Origin of the sequence: Vibrio sp. OPT46, from assembly GCF_015163535.1 — a bacterium.
In the GTDB taxonomy this organism is placed as follows: Bacteria; Pseudomonadota; Gammaproteobacteria; order Enterobacterales; family Vibrionaceae; genus Vibrio; species Vibrio alginolyticus.
In genome coordinates this window covers 1-4278 of the sequence record NZ_JADDYG010000294.1, presented here as the reverse complement: position 1 = coordinate 4278, position 4278 = coordinate 1, and the positions used below count along the sequence as shown (strand labels likewise).

General features: G+C 37.3%; 2 protein-coding genes. Both read left to right on the top strand.

Features of this window, described 5'->3' with window-relative positions:
* The first annotated feature begins 924 nt into the window (after positions 1-924).
* Entirely contained in the window at positions 925-2133 is a 1209-nt protein-coding gene (locus tag IQR33_RS13320) for a hypothetical protein (RefSeq protein ID WP_193843759.1), read from the top strand.
* Positions 2126-3919 carry an ATP-binding protein gene (locus IQR33_RS13315; RefSeq protein WP_193843758.1) on the top strand — a complete coding sequence of 598 codons (1794 nt, stop codon included), beginning with the start codon at positions 2126-2128 and terminating at the stop codon, positions 3917-3919. The genes IQR33_RS13320 and IQR33_RS13315 overlap by 8 nt, the downstream gene beginning before the upstream one ends.
* Positions 3920-4278: the final 359 nt, after the last annotated feature.

Genomic DNA, 4278 nt, shown 5'->3' with positions numbered 1-4278 from the left:
AAAACACGGGCCGGTGTAACGTATGGCCTTCCTATTTCAGTAAAATGGCCCAGAAGAAGCGAGTTAAAGCGATAGTAGATGAAGCCACACAAACAGAATCATTCCAGGGGCAATTTGATACAGGCTTAACACCGCTCGACTTGAGATACCCACCCATTCATTAGCACTCCCAATTTCTTCATGCCAATTAGCTTTGGTCGACTTGTCACGTCTTCAAATCAGCCACCAACGCTAACGCTCAAGTTTTAACCTGAATATATCTAAAATCTTGCACTGTATCCCTCTGACATAACTCAGTTGAGTCTGTTCAACCGACTCCGTTTTGATTTACCTACAAGCGTTCCGAAAAAATGAGAGTTGATAAAAGAATCCGGTATAACAAGTGGTTACTTCATTAACCTAACGGTTAAGCTCTATCACTGGTTTATTCATGCCTCGTCCCTCGTCATGAATAAACTTTTTAAGTAAGTATTGAAGGTTTACGCTGCGCTATGCCCAAAGGGGCAAGCCCCTCTGGACTCCCATTGGATGCTTGGTCACCTGGCAGCAAGAACAGCTCAAATATTGAGCACCTGAGCATATGGTGAGATGATAGTTTTTACGCCAGGAAGGTAATCGACTCAAACCACCAAAATTTTCTTACCGAGAGAGCCAGACGCAGCATGAAAAGAAAAGCACCCAATATAGAGCCACCACGCCTCCTCACAGAAGCCGAAAAGGAAAACTTGAGGAAAGATATGCAGGAGTCGTCGAAATGGGCCAGAGAGGAGCTAAAGAAGCGTAAACATAGAACAAGAGGGAGTTGAAACAAAATAGAAAATAATCGCTGATGACCGGTAAAGGACTGTGATGTAATTCAACTAAAACGTAACATAATTAAGATAAGGTTATGTAAACAAAACGGATTTTAAAAAGTCAATTACTATGAGCAGAACCGCAGAAAGTACGATTAAAGGATTCCTATATCAATTTCAAAAAACTATCAAAGAAATTCTCACAGCCCCCTTCGATAGTTCAATTACAGTAGAAGGTATTGTTGAAGATGTAGATATAGATCATATCGATGGAAGTACTACAGCCATTCAATGTAAATATCATGAGTCAGTAGATAACTTTACTCCTAGTCTTATTTATAAACCGCTATTACAAATGGCTGAGCATTACTCATCCAATACATCCTCTGACATTAACTATCGACTTTACGTGCATGTACCTGGTAATCAAAACACTAATCGAAATATAACTATTCAAGAGCTTGATGCCGCCCTTGCATCTACCAACCGCTCCCTAAAGTCAATAATAGAGCGCATTCCTTCAGTATTCAGCAAACAGGATTTCCTATCAAAACTAACCCTTGAATTTGGACCTTCAATAGATAGTCTAGGTGATGAAATAAAAGCAACCCTTTCAAAGCTTTCGATCGCCAATTCAGATGTCGAATCTATATTATACCCCAATGCAATTAATCACATTGCAAGAATGTCATGTAACGACACTGTACAAGATCGAACAATAACAAGACGCAGTTTTGAAGAAATGCTATCAAATTGTAATAGTACAGCAATATCCAGATGGACATTAGCCCTAAAAAATAAAAAACAACTATTATTATCTAAAAGAAAGCAACTGCTAAATAATTTATCTCAAAACACCAGAGAACGGTGTATTTATATTTCCAAGGATCAAATACCTGAATTTAATGACAAGATAGTTGTTTTTATTTGCAACTTCATAGCCAAATATCATGTTAAAGCTCTGCACACAAAATCACCAATATTTGCATTTGATTGCAATAAAGATGAATTAGACAATATTACATTTAGACTCCACAAAAAGGATATAACAGCCCGTACCGGATTTATTGGTGGCCAATTTGATTTAACAAATTTATACCAACCTCCAGTGCAACCCGGAACCAGAAGTTTACCCTGTGATAGGGAGTTTCAGGTTCGTCTAGTATCCACAACGTGCACACCTCATGCTCTTAATCATAGAAAGTGCGATGATTTATTCTTCGTATCTAGAAATAGACCGCAAGAGGTTGACTATACAGATATAGAAACAGCAGATATAGAAGTACCAAATTTTTCTGAGCTAGAATATGTGCTAAGTATGAGGAATGATTATGAGTAGTATTGGTAGTGTGATGGTTAGTTCACCGTCACAAATTTCAATAAAAGTAAGTTCACTAGAGACATTTGAAAATAACAAAAAAAACCTTCAAGTTGGAAAGTACCTAAAAATAGAAGATGGTAATCATAATTATGCAATTGCAATAATAAAAAACATTGCGGCAAAAAATGATGACAATGAGTGGGAGTTTACTATTGATGCCACTCCAGTAGGTGCTCTAATCCCAAATGAGATAAGCGAAGGTTTTCGTTTTTTGAAAGGAACACCTGTATTACCAGTACCAACAGAACCCGCTTTTATCATGGAAGCGAGTCTACTAGAAACTCTATTTACTGATGTATCTGGATATAACTTTAATATAGGTAAGCTATCAAATAATACCGAAGTTGACTTCAATTTACATGGTGATAAGTTTTTTAGCAAGCATATAGGAGTAGTCGGTTCTACCGGTTCAGGGAAGTCATGTGCTGTTTCTCATATTCTTCAAAAAGTAGTGGGAATAAATTCATCAGGATATTCTCTACATGGAAGTCAAAATAACTCTCACGTTGTTATCTTTGATTTACATTCAGAATATGCAGCGGCTTTCAATATTGAAGGGAAACGTTCTTTCACTCTAAATAACCTTAGCGTTGATGAATTACAGTTACCATACTGGCTTATGAATTCAGAAGAACTTGAAAGCATGTTTATTGAGAGTAATGAGAGTAACTCTCATAACCAAATAGCAATATTCAAGCGAGCTGTTATTGCTAACAAAAAAAGGCATAACCCTGGTTTAAATGATGTTAACTATGATACTCCTTGCTATTTTTCAATTTCAGAAGTAGTAAATTACATTGATAATTTTGACCGAGAGGTAATTGGAAAGGCTGAAGGAGAAGGAAAACCAAAATTAATTGATGGGACATTAATTGATAATCCAGACACAATATACTTTGAATCAAGGCTATCTTTCGCTCCAACATCAACAGCAAAAGCCGAAAAAGCCAGTAACGGCCCATTTAATGGCGAATTTAATCGATTCATTTCAAGATTAGAAACAAGGTTATCGGATGACCGACTTAAATTTCTTCTTAAACCCATAAAATCGGATGGTAGCACATTTAAATCGGATGACTTCCTAGATTTATTAAAACAGTTTATTGGCTATTCAAATAAATCAAATGTGACAATTTTTGATGTTAGTGGCGTACCATTTGAAGTTTTGAGTGTGACAATAAGTCTATTATCTAGAATAATATTTGATTTTAGCTTTCATAATTCTAAGTTATGCCACGTAGATGGTGAAGCTAATAACATACCTATTCTATTGGTGTGTGAAGAAGCTCATAATTACGTACCTGCGTCAGAATCCTCAATGTATAAAGCGTCTCGTAAATCAATCGAAAGAATAGCGAAAGAAGGTAGGAAGTACGGATTAAGCCTCATGGTTGTTAGTCAGCGTCCATCAGAGGTATCTCCTACCATTTTTTCACAGTGCAACAACTTCATTGCTCTTCGCCTAACCAATAAAGCCGATCAAAATTACATCAAGGGACTACTTCCAGAAAATACAAATGCCGCAGCAGAAATGTTACCAAGCCTTGGTCAAGGGGAAGCTTTGGTGGTTGGTGACGCAACGCTCATGCCCAGTTTAGTTCAAATGCCTAAACCAATACCTGAACCCAAGTCGGCAAGCGTCGATGTACACTCCACTTGGAATCAATCTTGGTTAGAAGCTCGCTTTGCAGACGTTATAAAACGTTGGCGCAAAGATTCTTCTGAAGATGAACAAGGAAGTTAAATAACTAGTATGCATTAATAGTTGAAGTACAGTAAACGAGGTACACTAGAGGTACAGTCACTAGTTTTGACACTTTTACCAAAACTACGCTAAACTACTGTTTAGTAAATACTTAAAGGTATTTTTAATTACGCTTAATTTACCTCGGTTTTCCTAGACTTCCTGCGTTAGTGGCTAACTCATAATCGATTGGTCCGCAGTTCAAGTCTGCGAGGGGCCACCATATTTCGAAAGGCGTAGCAGGTTAATACCTACTACGCCTTTTTTGTATCTTATATCTTTGGGTACAGTTTCGGTTGCGGTAACTCGTCACTAACCTCGTAATAGCTTTTCTTCTTCCCCTCTTCTTTAACTATTAT